This window comes from Micromonospora sp. ATCC 39149 (assembly GCF_000158815.1).
In the GTDB taxonomy this organism is placed as follows: domain Bacteria; phylum Actinomycetota; class Actinomycetes; order Mycobacteriales; family Micromonosporaceae; genus Micromonospora.
The window spans coordinates 5,376,382-5,394,608 of sequence record NZ_GG657738.1; the positions used below are offsets into that span (position 1 = coordinate 5,376,382).

Below are 18,227 nucleotides of genomic sequence, written 5' to 3' on the forward strand. Positions count from 1 at the left end.
CGGCCAGCCAGTGACGGGTGGACCCGGTGCCCGTCCCCGAACCCGGGGCGCACCGGGTCGCCCATGTCGGAGGAGCAGACGATGACAACGCAGCGCACCCGGTCGCTCGGGCGCCCGACCCTTGACGCGGTCGCCGCGCGTGCCGGCGTCGGGCGCGGCACGGTTTCCCGGGTGGTCAACGGCTCACCCCAGGTGAGCCCGGAGGCCCGGGCCGCCGTGCAACAGGCCATCGCCGAGCTGGGGTACGTGCCGAACCGCGCCGCCCGGGCACTGGTCACCCAGCGGACGGACTCGGTGGCGCTGGTCGTCTCCGAGTCCGGGGACCGGGTCTTCACCGAGCCGTTCTTCGCCGCGATCGTCCGGGGGATCAGCTCGGGGCTGCTGGAGACCCCGATGCAGCTCTGGCTGGCCATGGCCCAGTCGCCGGTCGAGCGGGAACGCGTCGAGCACCACCTGACCAACCAGCACGTCGACGGCGTGCTGCTGCTGTCGCTGCACGACTCCGACCCGCTGCCCACCCTGCTGGAGGAGCGTGGCCTGCCGACCGTGCTCGGCGGCCGGCCGGCCCGGATGCTCCAGCCGGGTGCGCAGCCCGCGTACTACGTCGACGTGGACAACGTCGGCGGCGCCCGGCACGCGGTGGAGTACCTGTTCGCCCGTGGGCGGCGGCGCATCGCGACCATCGCCGGCACCCAGGACATGGGCGCCGGCCTGGCCCGGTTGACCGGCTACCGCGAGGCCGTCCAGGCCACCGGGGCCGGCCTCAACCCCGACCTCATCGCGTACGGCGACTTCAGCGAGGGCAGCGGGGCGGCCTGCATGCGCCGGCTGCTGGAGGTCTGCCCGGACCTCGACGCGGTCTTCGTGGCCTCCGACCTGATGGCCTTCGGCGCGTTGCGGACGCTGCGCGAGGCCGGCCGGCGGGTGCCGGAGGACGTGGCGGTGATCGGCTTCGACGACGCGCCGGTGGCCCGGCAGGCCGAGCCGCCGCTGACCACCGTCTTCCAGCCAGTCGAGGAGATGGGCCGGCAGATGGCCCACCTGCTGGTGTCCCGCATCCGGGGCGCGGACATCCCGACCAACCACATCCTCCTCGACACCCACGTGGTCCGCCGCGCCTCCGCCTGAGTGATCTCCCGCGACCGGACGGGGAGGCGCGCTGTCTGATTGATCCGGCCTGGCGTCATCCGGGAAAACCCGTGCCGCCAGCCGGTATCTCCGCACCCCACACCGGCTCCTGAAGGCAAGACCACGCCGGTGCGGGGAGTCCTCCGGGTCGGCGCCACTGTCGATGGGAGATCGCTGTCATGGCAAACCTCGGTAGCCGCGCCCGCCGCGTGGCCCTGGCCCTGTGCGCCGGCCCGGCCCTGGCCGTCCTGCTGGCCACCGCCACCGCCACTGCCGTTGCCGCCCGACCGGCCGCGGAGCCGGACCGGAGCACGCCCGTCACCGACGTCTGGATGAAGGATGTCGCCGGCGACATCGGCCTTGAGCCGCACGCGGGCACCCCGATCTGGGCCAGCCCCGACATCAAGGTCTGCCCGACGTCGGTGGAGTGCGCGATCGGCGAGCTCCCGGTCGCCGGCACGACCAGTCACATCTTCGTCAAGCTGCGCAATCCCGGGCCGTACGGGTCGGGCACCGACAGCGGGGTGCTGCGGTTCTACCGGACGAGTCCGGGCGGCGGTCTGTCCTGGCCGACGGACTGGACGCCGATCACCTCGCGGACCGTCACCGTCGTCCCGGGCGTGACGACTGTGGCGGTCACGTGGACCGCCGTGCCCGGCCCCGGTCACTTCTCCCTGCTGGCCGTCTGGGACTCACCGAACGACCCGTTGCCGTTCCTGACCAGCGACACACCAACCAACGTCCGGCACAACAACAACATCGCCTGGCGCGACCTGGTGTCGGTCTGACCCCTCGCCGGCGCGGCCCGGGGGACGACCCGGTGCGCCTGGTCAGGCCCAGCGGCGCAGCTCGCGCTTGGCCAGGGAGGACCGGTGGACCTCGTCCGGGCCGTCGGCGAGGCGCAGGGTACGGGCCTGGGCCCAGAGAGCGGCGAGCGGGGTGTCCTGGCTGACGCCCGCACCGCCGTACCCCTGGATGGCCTTGTCGATCACCCACTCCGCCATCGCCGGGGTGGCGATCTTGATGGCCTGGATCTCGTTGTGCGCGCCCCGGTTGCCGACGGTATCCATCAGCCAAGCGGTCTTGAGCACCAGCAGCCGGGCCTGCTCGATCCGGACCCGGGACTCGGCGATCCACTCCCGGACCACGCCCTGCTCGGCGAGGGGACGGCCGAACGCGATCCGCTGGTTGGCCCGGCGGCAGAGCAGTTCCAGGGCCCGCTCGGCCATGCCGACCAGCCGCATGCAGTGATGGATACGCCCCGGGCCGAGGCGGGCCTGCGCGATGGCGAAGCCCGCGCCCTCCGCGCCGACCAGGTTCTCCGTCGGCACCCGAACACCCGTGAAGTCGATCTCCGCGTGGCCGCCGTGTGGGGCGTCGCGGTAGCCGAAGACCGTCATCCCGCGCCGTACGGTCACCCCCGGGGTGTCGCGGGGGACCAGGACCATGCTCTGCTGGCGGTGCCGGTCGGCCCCGGGGTCGGTCTTGCCCATCACGATGAATATCTCGCAGCGGGGGTCCATCGCCCCGGACGACCACCACTTGCGTCCGTCGACGACGTAGGAGTCGCCGTCACGGACGATCCGGGTGGCGATGTTGGTGGCGTCGGAGGAGGCCACCTCCGGCTCGGTCATGCAGAACGCGGACCGAATCTCCCCCTCCAGCAGCGGCTTGAGCCACCGGTCCCGCTGCGCCTCCGAGCCGAACTCGGCGAGCAGTTCCATGTTGCCGGTGTCCGGGGCGGCGCAGTTGACCGCCTCCGGGGCCAGGTGCGGGCTGCGCCCGGTCAGCTCCGCCAGCGGCGCGTACTGGAGGTTGGTCAGCCCGGCGCCGTAGCGGGTGTCGGGGAGGAAGAGGTTCCACAGGCCGCGCCGGCGTGCCTCGGCCTTCAGTTCCTCCAGCACGGGCGAGCGGGACCAGGGGTCGCCGGCCGCCGCGATCTGCTCGGCGTGCACCGCCTCCGCCGGGTACACGCACTCCTCCAGGAACGTGCCGAGCCGCGCGCGCAGCTTCTCGGTACGGGCGTCGAACTGGAAGTCCATCACTTCTCCCTGACTGCGCGCAGACCGTGTTCGACCAGCGGCGCGACCATGTCGCCGATCCGGTCGAAGCCCCCGCCGAGCGTCTGCCCGAGGGTGTGCCGGTAGTGGATCCCCTCGCAGATCACCGCGAGCTTGAAGCAGCCCAGGGCGACGTGCCAGTGCAGCGGCCCGACGTCGGCGTCGGCGCGGCGGGCGTACCGCTCGATCAGCTCGCCGCCGGTGGGGAAGCCGGCGCGCGGGCCGAGCCCGTCGGCGACCGGATTGCCGGCGGCGGCCTCGCTGTCGCCGAGCACGTCCCAGTACGTCAGCAGGAGCCCGAGGTCGGCCAGCGGATCGCCGAGGGTGGCCATCTCCCAGTCCAGCACCGCCCGCACCGACACCGCGCCCGGCCCGGCCGCGGCGGTCGCCCCCTCGAGGGGGGCCCCGTCGGCCCCGGCGGCTGTTGTCCCGGCGGCGGCCCCGGCGGCGGTGGCGGTCGTGGTGGCCCCGGTCGCCGGGGCGGCCCCGTCGGCCGTGGTGGCCGTGGTGGTGTCGACCGTGGCGAGCAGGTTGTCCAGCCGGTAGTCGCCGTGCACGATCCGCCCGGCGTTCGCTCCCTCGGGCACCGAGCCGGCGAGCGCGTCGCGCAACTCGTCGATCCCGGGCAGCGGGCGGCTGCGGGACTGGTCGAGCTGGCCGGCCCAGCGCCGGACCTGCCGGCCGAGGAAACCCTCGGGGCGGCCGAAGTCGGCCAGCCCGACGGCGGCCGGGTCGACCGCGTGCAGGTCGGCGAGGGTGTCCACCATCGTCATGGCCAGGTCGCGGCGCTGCCCGGCGGTCAGCGCGTCGGTCTGCGACCGGCTGCGGAACACCTCCCCGTCGACCTTCTCCATCAGGTAGAACGGCGCGCCGATCACGCCGGTGTCCGTGCAGAGCAGCAGCGCCGCCGGGACCGGGACGGCGGTGGGGGCGAGCGCCGAGATGATCCGGTGCTCCCGGGCCATGTCGTGCGCGGTGGCGAGCACGTGACCCAGCGGCGGCCGGCGCAACACCACCTCCCGCCCGGTTGCCTGTCCGTGCGCCGGCGTGCCTGCCTGTCCGCCTGCCCGCCCGGTTGCGTGCTCGCCGCAGCGGAGCAGGTATGTCAGGTTGGACTTGCCGCCGGCGATGAGCCGGGCCCGCAGCGGCGCGCCGGCCAGCTCGGGGCGGTGCACGGCCAGGTGGGCGGCGAGCCGATCGAGATCCAGACCCTTCGGGGCACCCGCGCCCGCACCGGATCCGGTGCGCGGGTCGACGACGGCCGGATCGGTCATCCGACTAGTTGATGGCAGCTCAGCCCCCTTGTCAAGGCGGGATTTTCCCCCGGGACATGGCGCGGCAACAGGGGCGAAATGGTCAACCGGCAGGCTGGTGCCCAGCCTGCCGGCCGCCCTGCGCCGGCCCGCCGAGCGGAGGGACGATCATGTTGCTGAGAGTTCGGGTGACCCTGCCGGACCGCCCCGGCACCCTCGGCCAGGTGGCCCGCACGCTCGGCGTCTCCGGTGCAGACATCGTCCAGGTCGTCGTCCTGGAACGGCTCGGCGGGCGGGCGGTCGACGACTTCACCGTGGTGTGGCCGGGCGCCTCCCGGGTCGAGCGGCTGCTGGCCGGCCTGGCCGCCATCCCCGGCGTACGGGTGGACGGCGTCTGGCGGGCGATCGGCGCGCCGACCACCACCGGGCAGGACGCCGAGCTGCTGGCCCAGGTCGCGGGCAACCCGGCCGACGGGCTGGCCACCCTGGTCGACGCGGTGCCGGGGCTGCTCGCGGCGGACTGGTCGGTGGCGGCGGTGGTTCCGTTGGACTGGGCCTCACGCACCGGCGGCGGGGGTGGGGACGCCACCGTGGCGCACGCGAGCTGGCGGGTGCCCGTCCCAGCGCAGCTGCCCGAGATCACCCCGCTGCGGGCCCGCGCGATGACCGCCGTCGACGGCACCCACTACGCCATCGCGCCGTTCGGCCGGGCCGGGCTGGTGCTGGTGGTGGCGCGCGACCACACCGAGACGCTGAGCCCCGCTGCCTTCCACTCCACCGAGGTGGACCGGCTCGCCCAGCTGGTCCGGGCCAGCGCGGTCATCCTCGGTGACCGGCTGGACCTGGTGGGCACCCCGCCAGTGGTGGCCGGCGGGTGAGATTGTCGGGCCTCGGTGCGGGGCCCGTCGGCCGGAGCTGGATCCCGATGCGGGGCCCGCGCCGGCGGCACCAGTACGGACCTGGCCGATGCGGCCGGGTCCGTACTGTCGTTCTGTCCCACGTCGCACTGTCGTCCTGTCCCACGTCGCCGACCAGGCGTGGCATGGGTCACCACCTGTGGCAATGCTCATGCGCACGGGTTCCGTGACGTCACCCCCGGGCAACGGGCCGGCAACAGCCGGCCGGCATCGTCGTAGGCGGGCGAAGGGAGACAACCATGGCGCTCTGGCGGATCCGAGCCACCGTGGACGACCGGCCGGGCTACCTGTCGGTCCTCACGGCGAGCCTCGCGTTGCGTGGGGTCAACATCCTCACCGTGCAGGTGCACACCACCGAGGTCGGTGCGGTCGACGATTTCCTTGTCGACGCGCCGGACACGCTCGACGAGGCGGGGCTGATCGCCGCCGTGGAGCGGGGCCGGGGCCGCGACTGCTGGGTGGCGCGTAGCGAGGCGCGTGGCCTCGCCGACCAGCCCACCCGGGTGCTCGGCCTGGCCACCCGGCTGGTCCGTGACCCCGACGTGGCGGGGGAGGCGCTGCGGACGCTGCTCGGGGCCGACGAGGTCACCTGGCGGCCTGCGGCCGTCGCGGGCGGCGTCACCGGCACGACGATGGTCTTGCCCGACCCCACCGGCGGGTCGTACGAGTTGAGCCGGGCCGCGCCGAGCTTCACCCCGGCGGAGTACGCCCGGGCCCAGGCGCTTGCCGAACTGGCGGCGACCGCGAGCCGGCGGACCGCCGACCAGGTCACCCTGCTCCTGCCCGACGGCGCGGAGGCGGTCGTCCGGCCCGCCACCGCCGACGACCTGACCGGCGTGCTGGAGCTGCACGAGGGCTGCTCGGCGCGGACCCTGCAACGCCGCTACCTCGGCGGGGCGACGCCGCCCGCGCCGGCCCGGCTGCGCCGGCTGGTGGAGCCGGCCCAGGGCCTGACCCTCATCGCGACGACGACCGGTTCCGGCGGGGCGGCGGAGCCGGTCGTCGTCGCGATGGCGAGCCTGCTCACCGAAGGTGACGAGGCCGAGGTGGCGCTGCTGGTGCGGGACGACTGGCAGCGGCGGGGGATCGGCACGGCCCTGCTGCGCCGGCTGATGGGGCACGCCGAGCGGGTCGGCCTCGCGGCCCTGGTGCTGCACGTCCAGGCGGAGAACACCCCGATGCTGCGTACCCTGCACCGGCTCGCCCGGCCGACGGCGACCGAGCGGGACGGTTCCCTGGTCACCGTCAGCGTGCCGGTGACCGCCGCCGCCGTGGCCGGGGTGGTGCTGGCCCAAAGCCGCCACCGCTGACGGCGCATCCGTTCACCGGCCCGGTCCCGGCCGCGTCCCTCGGTGCGGTCCCGGTCGCCCGGCCGGGTCTGATCAGCGGGTACGCGACCGGCCGCTGACGCAGAATCGGTTGCCCTCGGTGTCGGCGAGCACGACGTACGGGGAAGCACCCGGTTCGAGCCGTGCCGGGTAGTGCGGCCAGTCCACCCGCCGGGCACCGAGCCCGACGAGGCGTTCCACCTCGTCCTCAAGGTCGCGGCCCCCGGCGTTCAGGTCCAGGTGCACCCGGGGGTACGGCTCAACCGGGCTCTCGCTGAGGTCCATCGCCAGCGCCGTGCCGGGCACCCCGGGCGGCGGTGCGAGCACGATCCAGTCGTCGCCCGGATAGCGTGGTGGCCGACGCACGTAGCCCAGGGCGGCAGCCCAGAACCGGCCCGCCCGCTCGCAGTCGGACACTCCCAGCGAAACCTGCGCGATCACTGCCACCCGGTGACCGTACTGCCGCACGGGATGTTAAGAGGGGCCCCCTGCTCTACCGAAAGCGTTGACAGGGGGCCCTTCCTTGCACCTAGCCCGTGAAGGTGATGCGGTCCCGGCGACGCCGCAGCGTCATCAGGGCGACGCCGCCGCCGATCAGCGCGACGCCGGTGAGCGCCATGCCGGTGACGGCCACGCCGGTCAGCGGCAGGTCCCCACCACCGGTACCGCCGGAGGGGGAGGCGGAGGTCGTCGGCGAGGCCGAGTCCGACGGGGTGGGCGACTCGGACGCCGACGGGGTCTCGGACGGCTGCGGGGACTCCGACGGCTGCGGGGACTCCGACGGCTGCGGCGACTCCGAGACCGGCGGCGTCGGGGTCGGCGTCGGAGTCGGGGTTTCGCCCTCGCAGGCGTGGCTCACGTTGAAGACGGTCCCGGTCCCGCTGATCGTGGCGGACCCGTCGACCAGCGTCCACCCGGCCGGGGTGAAGAGGTAGGCGTGGATCTGCCGGGGGTTGTTGCCGCCGGTGGAGTAGAAGAAGTCCGGGTATGCGTCCGAGCTGTCCGGGATGTTCACCGTGACGTCGTCGGTGCCGTCGGAGAAGGTAAGCGTCAGCGTCTCGAAGTCGCCGTTCGCCCTGCCGGGCAGCACGAAGTGCCAGCCGTCGTGGTCGTCCGGCAGGTTCGCGAAGCGCTCGTCGTCGCACTTCTGCTCGAAGAAGGACGCCGTCTTGTCCTTGTGGGCCGGCCTCAGGCCGATGGTGGCCGACGCCCACGCCGGGGTGGCGAGGGCGAGGCAGGCCGTGGCGGCGGTCGCGGTGAGGACCGCGCGCGTCACGCGCCGACGCTGTGACATGAGGTTTCCTCCGAAGGAGAGCCGAGGGGACGCCACATGATCGCCGCACCGGGCCCTGCCGGGGGATCGGATGAACAGCCTGAGCTGGGAAGAAACCGTGTCTAACCCTCCCTCGGGGAGGGGAAGGTCGCTATCGGGCGGCGTGTCGGCGTAACGCTTTCGGCTCTCGCGACGCACGAGCCTCGTGGCACCGGGGTCTTCCCAAGTGTGCAATCCGCTGGATACATTGTCCGGCATCGATGGGAGCGCTCCCGCGCCTCCTCGGAAACCCTCCACCACCCGCCCCGGCGGCCCCGACCCAGCCGACGCCGTCCCGCGTCCGGTCGGGGCCGCCGGGCGCCAGCCGTCAGGAGTTCGCAGATGCGTCACCCGAACCGGCCGTCCCGGTCGCCGCGCGGCCGACCCTGGCTGCGCCGCCTGCTCGCCGCCGGCGCCGCCCTGGCCAGCGGCCTCGCCGTGGGCGTCGTCGCCCCGCAGGCCGCGCCCGTCGCCGCCGCGCCCGCCTTCAACTACGCCGAGGCGTTGCAGAAGTCGCTGTTCTTCTACGAGGCCCAGCAGTCCGGGAAGAAGCCGACCTGGAACCGGGTTTCCTGGCGCGGGGACTCGGCGCTCACCGACGGCTCCGACGTCGGGGTGGACCTCACCGGCGGCTGGTACGACGCCGGCGACCACGTGAAGTTCGGCTTCCCGATGGCGTTCAGCGCCACCATGCTCGCCTGGGGGGCGGTCGAGTACCGCGACGGGTACGTCGCCTCCGGGCAGCTCACCCACCTGCTCAACAACCTGCGCTTCGTCAACGACTACTTCGTCAAGGCGCACCCCGCGCCGAACGTCCTCTACGGACAGGTCGGCAACGGCGACGACGACCACAAGTGGTGGGGCCCGGCCGAGGTGATGCCGATGGTGCGGCCCGCGTACAAGATCGACTCAAGCTGCGGCGGCGCGGACCTCGCGGGGGAGACGGCGGCGGCGATGGCCGCGTCGTCGATGGTGTTCCGGCCCACCGACGCCGCCTACGCCGACAAGCTGCTCACCCACGCCAAGCAGCTCTACACGTTCGCCGACACGGTGCGCAAGAGCTACCACGAGTGCATCACCGACGCGACGAAATTCTACAAGTCGTGGAGCGGATGGCAGGACGAGCTGGTCTGGGGCGCGATCTGGCTGCACCGGGCCACCGGCGACGCGAGCTACCTCGCCAAGGCCGAGAGCGAGTACGACAAGCTCGGCACCGAGCCGCAGTCCACCACCCGCTCCTACAAGTGGACGATCGCCTGGGACAACAAGCAGTTCGGCGCGTACGTGCTGCTGGCCAACCTGACCGGCAAGCAGAAGTACGTCGACGACGCCAACCGGTGGCTGGACTACTGGACCGTGGGCGTCAACGGGCAACGGGTACCGTACTCGCCCGGCGGGATGGCGGTGCTCGACTCCTGGGGCGCGCTGCGCTACGCCTCCAACACCGCGTTCGCCGCGCTGGTCTACAGCGACAAGACCGCCGACGCGACCCGCAAGACCCGCTACCACGACTTCGCCGTCCGGCAGATCAACTACGCGCTCGGCGACAACCCCCGCAAGTCCAGCTACCAGATCGGGTTCGGGGCCAACGCGCCGCGCAACCCGCACCACCGCACGGCGCACGGATCCTGGTGGGACAGCCAGACGGTGCCCACCGAGACTCGGCACGTGCTCTTCGGCGCGCTCGTCGGCGGCCCGTCCTCGGCCAACGACGCGTACACCGACAGCCGGTCCGACTTCGTGATGAACGAGGTCGCCACCGACTACAACGCCGGCTTCACCTCCGCGCTGGCCCGGCTCTCCTCCGAGTACGGCGGCACCCCGCTCGCCGGCTTCCCGGGCATCGAGAAGCCGGACATCGACGAGCTGACCGTGGAGACCACGGTGATGCAGGCCGAGCCCCGGGCCACCGGGCTCAAGGCGATCGTCTACAACAAGTCGGCGTTCCCGGCCCGCGCGCTGACCAACGGGAAGTTCCGCTACTACTTCCGCCCCGAGGGCAGCACCGCCGTCCAGGTCACCCCCGGTTACACCCAGGGCTGCCCGTCGCCGTCGGCGGCCAAGCAGCTCAGCGGCGACATCTGGTACGTCGAGGTCGACTGCACCGGGCACACCATCGCCCCGGCCGGACAGTCGCAGCACCGGATGGAGGTGCAGTTCAAGATCGGCGTGCCGGAGGGCGGCACCTGGGACCCGACCAACGACCCGTCGTACCAGACCACGGCCGGGCCGAACAAGAAGGTGACGCTGTACGCCGGCAGCACCCTCGTCTGGGGTACGGAGCCGACCTCGACCCCCTCGGACACCACCCCGCCCACCGTCCCCGGCACCCCGGTCGTCTCCGCGATCAGCCCCACCTCGGTCACGCTGACCTGGCCCGCGTCCACCGACACCGGGGGCAGTGGGCTGGCCGGCTACGACATCACCCAGGAGATGATCGGCAGCGACGCGCTCATGCTGCACCGCACCACCACCAACAGCCTGACCCTGACCAACCTCTCGCCCGCCCGGAACTACCGGTTCTGGGTGCGCGCCCGCGACGGCGCCGGCAACGACTCGCCGTCCTCGCCGGTGCTCGCCGTGGCCACGCCGGCCGGGACCGGGTCGGACACCACCGGGCCGACCGCGCCCGGCAACCTGACCGCGTCCGACATCACCTCGAACGGGGTGACCCTCACCTGGACGCCGTCGACCGACAACGTCGGGGTCGTCGGCTACCAGATCTGGAAGGTCACCTGGCCGCTGCATTCCGTCGTCGCCACGGTCACCGGCACCAGCCACTCGGTGACGGGGCTGACCCCGGACACCTCGTACCCGTTCTACATCGTCGCGGTGGACGCCGCCGGGAACCCGTCGGTCACGTCCCCCAGCATCTCGGTGCGGACGCTGCCCGGGTCGCCCACCCCCACCCCCACCCCGACGACCCCCGCCGGGTCCTGCAAGGTCGCGTACGCGACCAGCGACTGGAGCACCGGCTTCACCGCGAACATCACGATCACCAACACCGGCTCGACGGCGCTCAACGGCTGGAGCCTGGCGTTCGCCTTCCCGACCACGGGCCAGAAGGTCGGCCAGGGCTGGTCGGCCAACTTCACCCAGACCGGCACCGCTGTGACCGCGTCGAACGCCCCCTACAACGCCGCGCTCGCGCCGGGCGCGTCGACGACCCTGGGCTTCAACGGCACCCACACCGGCACCAACCCGAAGCCAACCGCCTTCACCCTGAACGGCTCCGCCTGCACACTGGGCTGACGCCGTCCTGCTGAGTCCTGGCCGGTCACCGTCTCCTATGGACGGTGGTCGGCCAGGATTTCTGCGCGCGCTCGCGGATGGCGCGCTCGCGGTTCAGCCGGGGCGTGGGCCCTGGCAAGCCGCGCAAGTTCCGCCCCCGGTCGACGTGGCCCCGTACTCACCGACGTGGTCGGCGACGACGCGGGCGAGCGGCGTACGGCTCACTCGCCGGGAATGAGCTGTAGGAACTCGTAGTGGATCTCGACCCAGTTCTCGCCCTCGGTGAGCCGGAGATGACTTTCGTCCCCGCAGAACGTGCCGAACGGGGTCAGCCAGTCGTTGCGGCCGCTGCTGTCCGACTCCTCCACGTTGACGTAGAAGCATGGCTGCGCGCTGGAGCCGACGCGCAGGGGCGCGAGCACGGTCGGCGGGATCCAGTGACTCATGGTCGGCGGGTTGTCGCTGCTCTGCTCCCACAGCGAGTACGCCGATCCGCCACCGGGTTTGACCTTGATGAAGCCGTACGGCTCGGGGTCCCCGGCGTCGCCGGGGTTGCCGAAGTCGACGCGCGTGACGTGGTAGAGATACTGGTACGGGCTGGTCTGACACGGGATCGACGTCGCCCAGGACAGGCAGGGCCGCACCAGCCGTTGCACCGCGTAGTAGATGGTGACGGTGCCGTCATCGCCCCGGAACGTGCCGACCCCACCGGTGCCACACACGTCGCTGACCTGTGAGCTCAGGTCGTCGTCGCCGTTGCTGCTGTCGGATTCCCGCACGCTGGCGTGGAAGCAGAACACCCCGGTTTCGCTGTCGACGACGGCCCGGGCGTCGGTTAGTGGCACCCGCACGACGTGCGGGATGTCGTGGTCGGCCTGTTGCCAGGCGGTGCGGATCGGCGTGCCTTGACCGTCGACGAGCGAGACCGACCCGTAGGGCTCGAAGTCCGACCCGGCGTCACCGGGATTGTCGAAGACCAGCTCCTCGACGGTGACGAGGAATCGGCCGCCGGTGGGCGGGCAGGCCTCGTTCTCCGCTGCGGCTGCGGCTGCGGCGAACGGCTTCCGGCCGCAGTTCTTGTAGTGCAGAACGGCGACCACCGTGAGGATGTCCGCGACGGCTTTGAAGATCATGCCCGCGTAGGTGACCGTGATGGCGACCCGTGCGTCCTGACCCCGCCACCAGTCCTGGGAGAGGTCGCCCCAGTTGTTCTGGAGATCCACCAGTGCGGGCGGCGGCGCGCCCCACTCGTCCCAGTGTTCCCGGAGATGCTCGAACAGCGGGTGGAACCGGGCCGCCTCCAGGACCATCTGGATCGTCACGACGAGGGCTTCGTTCGGCTGCTGCCCGTTGGTCCCGGAGAGCAGTTGAAGCGCCTTGATCAACGCGCCACCACCGAGGTTGAGCGCCTTGCGCTTCTCAGCCGGGTACCCCAGGTCGAGGTAGCTCCCGGTGAATGTCAGGTCGACGATCCGGGTCCGCGTGGTCCGTCGGAAGTCGTACGGCGACCCGCTCCGGTCGTGCCGGAAGCGGAAGTAGACGTCAGCGTCGCCCGCCCTGTCCTGGTCGGCCTGGTACCAGCCGACCAGGTAGAGGTCGTCGCGCCGGATCACCAGTTCGATTCGCCGGCCGCCGGCGACGAGCGCGACCGAGAAGTAGCCCGCCGGATCCGCGTCCGACGCCGTGGGCGCGGGGGTCACCGGGGTGTTGGCGCTGAGCTGCTGGTTCTGCACCCGGATCAGCGTGATGAGGTCCTCGTACGCCTTCACACCGTACTTGTCGAGGTCGAACGTGCCTACGGCGGGCTTGGCGACGGTACCGGTGACCGTCGTCGTCGCCGCGGCGGGTGGTGGCGCGACCACCGTCCCGCCGGTGATGAGGACGGCGACGGCGACGGCACCCGCAAGTCCGGTCGCCAGTGTTCGGATTCGTGTCGTTCTCATGTGATCCCCTGCCCTCGGGCTGCCGGCCGCGTGACCGCGCCGGGCCCGTCCACAGTATTCATCGACATTCGTAAATGTCAGTCGGCGATCCGCGCGCCCGGCGTCGCCCAGACCCGCCGAGTCAGTCGGCTATCCACTTGCGCCCGACCGGATGGGTGTGCCACCGGCCCCATCCCCCGCGTGTGGCACGACGGCCCCGCGCGGGCGGTCAGTCCGCGAGGTCCTCGGCGAGCAGGTCCATCAGCAGGCCGTCGTGCCAGCGGCCGTCCTCACCGCGCTCGTAGCGGCGTAGCACCCCGACCGGGCGGAAGCCGACCTTCGCGTACGCCCGGATCGCGGCGGTGTTCGCCGCCGCCGGGTCGATGGTGAGCCGGTGGTGGCCGTGGTCGTCGATCAGGTGCCGGGCCAGGGTGCGGATCGCATCCCCGCCCAGCCCGCCGCCGCGCACCGCCGGGTCGAGGAAGACGTCCAGGCTGGCGTGTCGGTAGTCGGGGTCGTCCTCGGCGTACCACTGGATGGCCCCGACGACCCGGCCGTCGTGCTCGACGGCGTACACGGTCAGGTCGTCGTCGCCAAGGTCGGCGCGGACGGCGGCGGTCAGGTCGTCGCCGCCGCGCCACCAGCGGCGCACCTCCGGCGCGGCCCGGATAGCCGCGAGGGCCGGCACGTCGGCGGCCGTCGCCGGCCGTAGCGTGACCGCCCTGCCCCGCAGCACCGGCACCGGCCTCAGCCCCGCAGCTCGCCGTGCTCGACGCAGACCGCTGCCCAACCGACCGGCAGCACCTGCACCTTCATCCGGCGGCGGCAGCCCGCGCAGAACCGCGGCGGCTCCAGCGCGCGCGCCGACCGGCACGCCGCGTGGTCGCCGGCGTCGACCGGCTCACCGCAGCGGTCGCACCACGCCCCGGTCGTCACCCTTACCCCGGCCATCGTCACCCCGGTCGTCGTCGAAGTCCCCGTCGCCCTCACTGGCCCCGTCGCCCGCACGGGCCCGTCGCCCCCACTGACCCCGGCGTCGCCGTCACAGCGTCGCGGAGAGCGCCTTGACCGGCATCTTCAACTCGGTCAGCAGCGCCAGGTCGTCGGTCGCCGGCCGGCCCAACGTGGTCAGGTAGTTGCCGACGATGACCGCGTTGATGCCGCCGAGCAGGCCGTCGCGGGTGCCCAGGTCGCCGAGGGTGATCTCCCGGCCGCCCGCGTACCGGAGGATGGTGCGCGGCATGGCCAGCCGGAACGCGGCGATCGCCCGCAGCGCGTCCTTGCCCTCGACCACCGGGCGGTCGCCCAGCGGGGTGCCCGGGCGGGGGTTGAGGAAGTTCAGCGGCACCTCGTGCGGGTCCAGCTCGGCGAGCTGGGCGGCGAACTCGGCCCGCTGCTCCACGCTCTCGCCGAGGCCGAGGATGCCGCCGCAGCAGACCTCCATGCCGGACTCGCGGACCATCCGCAGCGTCTCCCAGCGCTCCTCCCACGAGTGGGTGGTGACCACGTTCGGGAAGTAGGAGCGGCAGGTCTCCAGGTTGTGGTTGTAGCGGTGCACACCCATGTCGACAAGCTCGTCGACCTGCTCCTGGCTCAACATGCCGAGCGACGCGGCGACCTGGATGTCGACCTCGGCCCGGATCGCGGCGACGCCCTCGCGCATCTGCTTCATCAGCCGGGCGTCGGGGCCGCGCACGGCGGCCACGATGCAGAACTCGGTCGCTCCCGTCGCCGCGGTCTGCTTTGCCGCCTCCACCAGCGAGGGGATGTCCAACCAGACCGAGCGGACCGGCGAGGCGAACAACCCGGACTGCGAGCAGAAGTGGCAGTCCTCCGGGCAGCCGCCGGTCTTCAGCGACACGATGCCCTCGACCTCGACCTCCGGCCCGCACCAGCGCATCCGCACCTCGTGGGCGAGCTGGAGGGCGGCGGGCAGGTGCTCGTCGGGCAGCTTCAGCACCGCGAGCACGCCGGCCTGGTCGAGGCCGACGCCGCTCTCCAGCACCTGGGTGCGGGCCTGGTCGAGGATCTCTGGCATGGCTCGTACCCTACAAGGCCCCCGGACCCGAAGAAACGCCCGAGCCGCGCGCCCCGGTGGGCCCGGTACCCGACCGGGAGGCGGCCCGGCGGTCCCGCCGCGCGCCGGGCCCGCGCCACGCCGGAGCGCGGCCGACTGGTGGTAACTTCGCCCGGCGGGAGCGGCCGAGCCGGGCGGGCCGGATCGAGCGGGCCGGATCGAACGAAGCGGTCTCAGCGGGCCGGATCGGCTGGAGCGGGGGGAGTGTGGCGGTGGGGGACTGGCTGGCGGGGCTGCACCGCCGCGCCGAGCTGCGGGCGAAGGCGGGACTGACCCGCCGGCTGCGGCCCCGCGCTGCCGGCGACCCGGTGGTCGACCTGGCCGGCAACGACTACCTCGGCCTGGCCACCCACCCGGAAGGTCACCCGCCGCCGCGGGGCGGGCCCTTTTCGGCGTACGGGCTGGGCGCGACCGGCTCCCGGCTGGTGCGCGGCTCCACCGACGTGCACCACGGGCTGGAGGCGGCTCTCGCCGACTGGCTCGGCGTCGACGGCAGCCTCGTGTTCTCCTCCGGCTACCTGGCCAACCTCGGCGCGGTCCGGGCGCTCACGCAGCCGCGTACCCTGCTCGTCTCCGACGCCCACAACTACGCCTCCTTGATCGACGGCTGCCGCATCTCCGGCGCGGAGACCGTGGTGACCCCGCACGCCGACCCGGCGGCGGTGGCCGCCGCGCTGGCCGCCGCGCCGGGCCGCCCGGCTGTGGTGGTCACCGAGTCGGTCTTCTCCGTCGACGGCGACCTCGCGCCGCTGGCCGAGCTGCACGCCGTGGCCCGCCGGCACGGCGCGCTGCTGCTCGTCGACGACGCGCACGCGCTCGGTGTGCTCGGGCCCGCTGGCGCGGGCGGGGTGGCCGCCGCCGGGCTGGCCGGCGAGCCGGACGTGGTGGTCACCGCCACCCTGTCCAAGGCCCTCGGCGGCGCGGGGGGTGTGGTCGCCGGCCCGGCCGAGTTCGTCCGGCACCTGGTCGAGACCGGCCGGACCTTCATCTTCGACACCGCCCTGCCGCCCGCCGTCGCCGCCGGGGTGCGCGCCGCGCTGGACCTGGCCCGCGCCGGCGACGACCTGCGCGCCGAGCTGGCCGACCGGGCCGCCCTGGCGGTCCGTCGGCTGCGCGCCGCCGGGCTGGCCGTCTCCGCGCCGGACGCCGCCGTGGTGTCGGTGACCGCGCCCGGCCCCGAGGCGGCCACGGCCTGGGCCGCCGACTGTGCCGACCGGGGGGTGGCCGTCGGCTGCTTCCGCCCGCCGTCGACGCCGGACAGCCGCTCCCGGCTGAGGCTGACCATCAGCGCCGGGGTCACCCGGGCGGGCTTCGAGCGGGCCCTCGACGTGATCGTGGGGTGCGCCCCGTGACCGACGGCGGGATCGGGTGGATCGGGTGGAGGTGACGTCGTGAGCGCGGCGTGGGCCGGGCCGGTGCTGATCACCGGCACCGACACGGAGGTCGGCAAGACGGTGGTGACCGCGGCGGTGACGGCCGCCGCCCAGGCCGCCGGGCTGCGGGTCGCCGTGGTCAAACCGGGCCAGACCGGTACGGCCACCGGCATCCCGGGCGACGTCGACTCGGTGACCCGGCTGGCCGCCCCGCTCACCGGCCGGACCCTGGCGAGCTACCCCGACCCGCTCGCCCCGCTGGCGGCGGCCCGGGTGGCGCGGCTGGAGCCGCTGGAGCTGTACGCCGCCGTCGACGCGATCCGCGAGGAAGCCGACAAGCACGACCTCGTGCTGGTCGAGGGGGCCGGCGGGCTGCTCGTACCGATGGGGTTGCGCCCCTCCGGCGATGCCTGGACGATGGCCGACCTGGCGGTGTCGCTCGGCGCTCCCGCCGTGGTGGTGGCCCGAGCCGGCCTCGGCACCCTCAACCACACCGCGCTGACTCTGGAGGCCCTCGAACGGCGGGCGGTGCCGGCCGGCGTGGTGATCGGCGCGTGGCCGGCCGAGCCGGAGCTGGTGCACTGGGCCAACCTGACCGACCTGGTGCCCCACCTGCTCGGCGCGTTGCCGGCGGGCGCCGGGGCGATGGACCCGGGCGTGTTCCGCCGGTCCGCGCCGGGCTGGCTCACCCCCGCCCTGTACGGGGTGCTCGACGACTGGCGGGCCTGGGCCGAGGACGCCGGCTGACCCGCCGGCCACCAGCGGCCCCGTAGGGCCTCTGGCAGTCGGCGGCCGGGCTGCGTCCTGGCTCCCGTCAGTCGGCGGCCGGGCTGCGTCCTGGCTCCCCTCAGTCGGCGGCCGAGTCGCGGGCGATCACGAAGGCGTCGGGCATCCGGAAGGTGAGGTTGTCGGGGCACCACGGCGGCCGGAGCACCCGTACGCCGTCGAGCAGGCCGGCGGCCTCGGTGACGACCACGGCGGCCTCCAGCCGGGCGAGCTGCGCGCCGACGCAGCGGTGCGCGCCCGCCCCGAACGCGAGGTGCCGGCGTGAGCCGGGCTGCCCGGGGCGGAACTCGCCGGGCGCGGCCACGACCTCCGGGTCCCGGCCGGCGCGGGCGAGCCACAGCACGACGCTGGTGCCCGCCGCGACGGCCGTGCCGCCGAGCTCGGTGTCGACGGCGGCCGTGCGCCCGCCAGGTGACGATCGGCGGCTCCAGCCGCAGCCCCTCCTCGACCACGTCGGCAACCTCGACGGTGCCGGCGCGCAGCCCGGCGCGTACCGCCGGCTCGGCGGTGAGCCGGTGCAGCAGCAGGGTGAGGAACTGCGAGGTGGTCTCCTGGCCGGCGACGAGCAGGAAGAACAGCGCGCCGACGACCACGTCGGTGCGGTGCCCGGCGGCGCGCAGCCGGGCGGCGAGCCCGCCGCCTGTGGCGGCGAACGCGCGCAGCGCCCGGTGGAACCGGCCCACCTCGGCGGCGAGGGCGGCCTGCCGGTCGGCGTCGAGCGGGGCCCAGAACAGCTCCAGGGCCGCGCGGGCGAACTCCTTCACCGCGCCGACCGGCGCGTCGGGCAACTCGACGAGCCGGGCCAGCACGAGCAGCGGCAGGTCCGCCGCCAGGTCGGCG

The 18,227-nt window shown here is 73.6% G+C and carries 15 protein-coding genes and 1 pseudogene; 7 read left to right on the plus strand and 9 right to left on the minus strand.

Features of this window, described 5'->3' with window-relative positions; all coding sequences use genetic code 11:
- Window positions 1–81: 81 nt before the first annotated feature.
- Both MCAG_RS23520 and MCAG_RS23525 read left to right on the plus strand, forming a co-directional pair.
- A complete protein-coding gene (locus MCAG_RS23520) occupies window positions 82–1,128 on the plus strand; it encodes a LacI family DNA-binding transcriptional regulator (protein ID WP_036374909.1) in 1,047 nt (348 codons plus the stop codon).
- Between the two features lie 179 nt (window positions 1,129–1,307).
- Complete coding sequence (locus MCAG_RS23525; RefSeq protein ID WP_007075476.1) at window positions 1,308–1,916, plus strand: hypothetical protein; 609 nt, start codon at window positions 1,308–1,310, stop codon at window positions 1,914–1,916.
- A 42-nt stretch (window positions 1,917–1,958) separates the two neighbouring features.
- Here MCAG_RS23525 and MCAG_RS23530 read toward each other — a convergent pair whose 3' ends face one another.
- Window positions 1,959–3,170, minus strand: coding sequence for an acyl-CoA dehydrogenase family protein (locus MCAG_RS23530; RefSeq protein WP_007075477.1), 1,212 nt, complete (start codon window positions 3,168–3,170; stop codon window positions 1,959–1,961).
- Window positions 3,170–4,462: a phosphotransferase family protein gene (locus tag MCAG_RS29840; protein WP_007075478.1), complete on the minus strand. Its 1,293-nt coding sequence runs from the start codon at window positions 4,460–4,462 to the stop codon at window positions 3,170–3,172. The genes MCAG_RS23530 and MCAG_RS29840 overlap by 1 nt, the downstream gene beginning before the upstream one ends.
- 149 nt (window positions 4,463–4,611) lie before the next feature.
- On the opposite strand from MCAG_RS29840, the gene MCAG_RS23540 reads away from it, so the two are divergent.
- Both MCAG_RS23540 and MCAG_RS23545 read left to right on the plus strand, forming a co-directional pair.
- On the plus strand, window positions 4,612–5,319 hold the full coding sequence (locus MCAG_RS23540; RefSeq protein WP_036374912.1) for an amino acid-binding protein: 708 nt from the start codon (window positions 4,612–4,614) through the stop codon (window positions 5,317–5,319).
- A 278-nt stretch (window positions 5,320–5,597) separates the two neighbouring features.
- Window positions 5,598–6,668, plus strand: a complete 1,071-nt coding sequence (locus tag MCAG_RS23545) for a GNAT family N-acetyltransferase (protein ID WP_036374915.1) — start codon at window positions 5,598–5,600, stop codon at window positions 6,666–6,668.
- Between the two features lie 72 nt (window positions 6,669–6,740).
- Here the strand turns inward: MCAG_RS23545 and MCAG_RS23550 are convergent, their stop codons facing one another.
- Both MCAG_RS23550 and MCAG_RS23555 read right to left on the minus strand, forming a co-directional pair.
- On the minus strand, window positions 6,741–7,133 hold the full coding sequence (locus MCAG_RS23550; RefSeq protein WP_036377883.1) for a VOC family protein: 393 nt from the start codon (window positions 7,131–7,133) through the stop codon (window positions 6,741–6,743).
- Window positions 7,134–7,215: 82 nt separating this feature from the next.
- On the minus strand, window positions 7,216–7,962 hold the full coding sequence (locus MCAG_RS23555; protein WP_157548190.1) for an LPXTG cell wall anchor domain-containing protein: 747 nt from the start codon (window positions 7,960–7,962) through the stop codon (window positions 7,216–7,218).
- Window positions 7,963–8,340: 378 nt separating this feature from the next.
- Here MCAG_RS23555 and MCAG_RS23560 point away from each other — a divergent pair, with 378 nt between their 5' ends.
- The gene (locus MCAG_RS23560; RefSeq protein WP_007075483.1) at window positions 8,341–11,250 is read left to right on the plus strand and encodes a glycoside hydrolase family 9 protein; all 2,910 of its coding nucleotides are present in this window, start codon (window positions 8,341–8,343) and stop codon (window positions 11,248–11,250) included.
- A 200-nt stretch (window positions 11,251–11,450) separates the two neighbouring features.
- On the opposite strand, the gene MCAG_RS23565 is transcribed toward MCAG_RS23560, so the two are convergent.
- The 4 genes from MCAG_RS23565 to bioB form a co-directional block, all read right to left on the minus strand.
- The gene (locus tag MCAG_RS23565; RefSeq protein WP_007075484.1) at window positions 11,451–13,172 is read right to left on the minus strand and encodes a ribosome-inactivating family protein; all 1,722 of its coding nucleotides are present in this window, start codon (window positions 13,170–13,172) and stop codon (window positions 11,451–11,453) included.
- 208 nt (window positions 13,173–13,380) lie between these two features.
- On the minus strand, window positions 13,381–13,887 hold the full coding sequence (locus MCAG_RS23570; protein ID WP_036377884.1) for a GNAT family N-acetyltransferase: 507 nt from the start codon (window positions 13,885–13,887) through the stop codon (window positions 13,381–13,383).
- A gap of 11 nt (window positions 13,888–13,898) precedes the next feature.
- Window positions 13,899–14,102, minus strand: coding sequence for a hypothetical protein (locus tag MCAG_RS23575; protein WP_036377886.1), 204 nt, complete (start codon window positions 14,100–14,102; stop codon window positions 13,899–13,901).
- 91 nt (window positions 14,103–14,193) lie between these two features.
- Entirely contained in the window at window positions 14,194–15,189 is a 996-nt protein-coding gene (gene bioB, locus MCAG_RS23580; RefSeq protein ID WP_007075486.1) for a biotin synthase BioB, read from the minus strand.
- Window positions 15,190–15,440: 251 nt separating this feature from the next.
- Between bioB and MCAG_RS23585 the strand changes: the two genes are divergently transcribed.
- Together MCAG_RS23585 and bioD are read left to right on the plus strand one after the other, a co-directional pair.
- Entirely contained in the window at window positions 15,441–16,580 is a 1,140-nt protein-coding gene (locus MCAG_RS23585) for an 8-amino-7-oxononanoate synthase (RefSeq protein ID WP_036377887.1), read from the plus strand.
- A 63-nt stretch (window positions 16,581–16,643) separates the two neighbouring features.
- The gene (gene bioD, locus MCAG_RS23590) at window positions 16,644–17,348 is read left to right on the plus strand and encodes a dethiobiotin synthase (protein ID WP_050778224.1); all 705 of its coding nucleotides are present in this window, start codon (window positions 16,644–16,646) and stop codon (window positions 17,346–17,348) included.
- A gap of 100 nt (window positions 17,349–17,448) precedes the next feature.
- On the opposite strand, the pseudogene MCAG_RS23595 reads toward bioD, so the two are convergent.
- Window positions 17,449–18,227: pseudogene (locus MCAG_RS23595) on the minus strand (cytochrome P450); the annotation flags it as partial.